Genomic DNA, 2,840 nt, shown 5'->3' with positions numbered 1-2,840 from the left:
GTAACTCCTCGCCCGCCCCCGTCGTGACGGGAGGAGGATGACGTGCGGAGGTGAGCGCTCGATTCGAAGCAGGAGGAGCGCGTGGGCATGGAGTCGAAGGAGCTGGCAGCGAAGCTGAAGCAGGAGGTGGAGGCGCAGCGGGGCCGGGGGACGCGGTGGAGATTCGGCGAGGACTTCCGCACGCGGGCGGTGGCGTATTTGAGAGGGCGGCAGGCGGAGGGTGGGACGCAAGAGGAAGCGGCGCGGGAGATGGGGCTGTCCTCGTGGACGCTGTCCAGGTGGGGGCGGCAGGGAGGGCCTGTGCGACGCGGACGGCCGGCGCGAGCGTCGCCGGAGACAAGCACCGCGGCCTTCCACCCGGTGGCGGTGACGCGCGAGGAGGAGCCCGAGGGAGGGGTGGTGGTGCACGGGCCAGGGGGCGTGCGGGTGGAAGGCCTCAGCGTGGCGCAGGTGGTGCGAGTGCTGAAGGGGCTCGGGGGATGATGGGCACCACGCGCAGGCTGTCGGTGTACGCGTACGCGCGCCCGTGCGACATGCGCAAGTCCTTCGACACGTTGGCGGCGCTGGTGACGCAGGGCATGGGACGCGACTTGCTGGGCGGGGACGTCTTCCTCTTCGTCGGTAGAAACCGGAAGCGGGCCAAGGCCCTCTTCTTCGACGGCACGGGGCTGTGTCTGTACGCGAAGCGGTTGGAGAGGGGCCGGTTCGCGGCGGTATGGAAGCGCGCGCAGGGGGAGGAGCCGGTGGCGCTGACGTTGCCGGAGCTGACGCTCTTCTTCGAGGGGGGCGAGGTGCTGGGAAGGCAAACCCTCTCACCGGTGGCGGCCGAGGCGGTGCTGGTATTCGCGCGGGCGCGAGCGGCGGGCTGACGTCGCTTGCAACCTGCCAGGGGGTGTGGCACCAGCACGACTCGCATGGTGCGCCTCACCACCGAGAGGGATGTCGAAAGACTGCGCCAGGCGGCGCTGCTGCTGGAGGCGGAGAATCGCCGCCTGACGTCCCGCGTGCTGGAGTTGACGCGCCAGTTGCTGACGGCGAAGGGCGAGGCGGCCGAGGTGCTGCAGCTGCGGCTGGTGGAGTTGGAGCGGCAGCTCTCCCAGGCACGCGACGCGCTGTACGGCCCCTCCAGCGAGAAGCGCCCGCGCCCCTCGGCTGCACCCGGGCCGGCCCCCGCCGAAGAGAAGTCCCAGCGCGGCCACGGGCCACGCCAGCAGGCGCTGCCGGTGGAGGAGGTGGTGCACCTCTTGGACGCGGCGGACCAGCAGTGCCCCCAGTGCGGCGGCGCGCTGACGGTCATGGCGGGCCAGTACGAGGAGGCCGAGGAAGTCGACGTGGTGGAGCGCCGCTTCGTCCTCAAGCGCCACCGCCGGCAGAAGTACCGCTGCGGCTGCGGCGGGTGCGTGGAGACGGCCCTGGGCCCGCCGAAGCTTCAGCCCGGCGGGCGCTACTCGCTGGACTTCGCCCTGGAAGTCGCGGTGCAGAAGTACCTGGAGCACGCGCCCCTGGAGCGGCAGGTGCGGGCCATGGCGCGCGAGGGGCTGGCGGTGGACAGCCAGACACTCTGGGACCAGGTGCTGAGGCTTTCCCGCCTGCTGCTGCCCACCTGGGAGGCCCTGTGGCTCTCCCAGCTGCGCCGGCGGGTGCTGGGCGTGGACGAGACGCGCTGGCCACTCCTGGGCAGCCCGGGGCAGACGAAGTGGCACCTGTGGGCCCTGGCCAGCGCGCACGCCGTCGTCTACCGCGTGGCGGACACCCGCGGCGCCGAGGCCGCGCGAGAGCTCTTGAAGGACTTCTCGGGCGTCCTGGTGACGGACGGCTACGCCGTCTACGCGGCGGTGGCGAAGCAGCGCGCCGGACGCCTCCACGTGGCGCACTGCTGGGCCCACGTGCGCAGGAAATTCCTGGAGTGCGGCGGGCCCGAGGCCGACGTCGCCGTACGACTCATTGGCGAACTCTACCAGGTGGAGCGCGAGTACCAGACGGGTCCACCCGACGTGGGGCGGCTGCACGCGCTTCGCCAAGAGAAGAGTCGCCCGGTGGTGTCCCGCCTGCATGCGTGGGCCCTCGAGGTGCGTGCACTGCCCGAGTCCGCGCTGGGCAAGGCCCTGGGCTACCTGGGAAACCTCTGGCCGGGGCTGACGCGCTTTCTGGACGACGCCCTCGTGCCCCTGGACAACAACGCCACCGAGAGGGCCCTGCGCGGGCCGGTGGTGGGCCGCAAGAATCACTACGGCAGCCGCAGCCGCCGCGGCACCGAGGTGGCCGCCATCCTCTACAGCCTGCTGGAGTCGGCGAAGCTTTGCGGCGTCGAGCCCAAGGCCTACCTGCGCGCGGCCGTGCTGGCGGCGCTCCACGGCGAGCCGCCCCTCTTGCCGCACCCGCACGCGGCCCCCAGTTGAAAGGGACACCATGGCCGCGAAGATTTCCGAAACCCTCCTGGAGTACGTCGCGCCACTGCTCGCACAGCTGCCGCCGGGAGCGGCGCTGCACCAGCAGCGCAGCTTCCTCCAGGTGGTCATCACCGTCTGGAATGCGCTGGTGGTAGTGCAGTGGGGAGAGCCGGACCTGCTGCCTGACGTCTACCGCCGACTGGAGGCGATGCCCCAACCCGGCCGGGCGACGATGCGCGCGATGGTGGACGCGCTCGTGGAGCGTAAGCGACGGCACTTCGCGGACGACCTGCGCGCCGTGGGACGCTGGGAACTGCGCGTGAAGGCGGACGGCGAAGTCTCCCTCTGGGCCGAGGCTCGCGGCCCGTCGCGCTGAGACGACTCACCCAGCAATCATTCGCCGAACCTCTCCGTCAACGTCGCTCTCGACGGGCTCGGGCGAGGACTTAC

At 71.5% G+C, this 2,840-nt stretch carries 4 protein-coding genes; all 4 read left to right on the top strand.

Going from position 1 to position 2,840, the window contains the following annotated elements; genetic code table 11:
- The first annotated feature begins 87 nt into the window (after positions 1 to 87).
- The 4 genes from D7Y15_RS43005 to D7Y15_RS42990 are packed head-to-tail and all read left to right on the top strand — an operon-like array spanning position 88 to position 2,766.
- Positions 88 to 483 carry a hypothetical protein gene (locus D7Y15_RS43005; protein ID WP_148713037.1) on the top strand — a complete coding sequence of 132 codons (396 nt, stop codon included), beginning with the start codon at positions 88 to 90 and terminating at the stop codon, positions 481 to 483.
- Positions 480 to 869 (top strand): IS66 family insertion sequence element accessory protein TnpB, encoded by a 390-nt coding sequence (gene tnpB, locus D7Y15_RS43000; RefSeq protein ID WP_121756178.1) that lies wholly within the window; start codon positions 480 to 482, stop codon positions 867 to 869. The genes D7Y15_RS43005 and tnpB overlap by 4 nt, the downstream gene beginning before the upstream one ends.
- Positions 870 to 914: 45 nt before the next feature.
- Entirely contained in the window at positions 915 to 2,399 is a 1,485-nt protein-coding gene (locus tag D7Y15_RS42995) for an IS66 family transposase (RefSeq protein WP_121756177.1), read from the top strand.
- A gap of 10 nt (positions 2,400 to 2,409) precedes the next feature.
- Positions 2,410 to 2,766 carry a hypothetical protein gene (locus tag D7Y15_RS42990; protein ID WP_121756176.1) on the top strand — a complete coding sequence of 119 codons (357 nt, stop codon included), beginning with the start codon at positions 2,410 to 2,412 and terminating at the stop codon, positions 2,764 to 2,766.
- Positions 2,767 to 2,840 lie beyond the last annotated feature (74 nt).

Origin of the sequence: Corallococcus sp. AB030 (assembly GCF_003668965.1) — a bacterium.
Lineage (GTDB): Bacteria > Myxococcota > Myxococcia > Myxococcales > Myxococcaceae > Corallococcus > Corallococcus exiguus.
Note: the sequence above shows the minus strand (reverse complement) of the source record. Positions and strands in the feature narration are given on the sequence as shown.

Coding starts and splice junctions, on each gene's coding strand:
- D7Y15_RS43005 (WP_148713037.1), top strand. CDS start 88: ATGGAGTCGAAGGAGCTGGCAGCGAAGCTGAAGCAGGAGGTGGAGGCG.
- tnpB (WP_121756178.1), top strand. CDS start 480: ATGATGGGCACCACGCGCAGGCTGTCGGTGTACGCGTACGCGCGCCCG.
- D7Y15_RS42995 (WP_121756177.1), top strand. CDS start 915: ATGGTGCGCCTCACCACCGAGAGGGATGTCGAAAGACTGCGCCAGGCG.
- D7Y15_RS42990 (WP_121756176.1), top strand. CDS start 2,410: ATGGCCGCGAAGATTTCCGAAACCCTCCTGGAGTACGTCGCGCCACTG.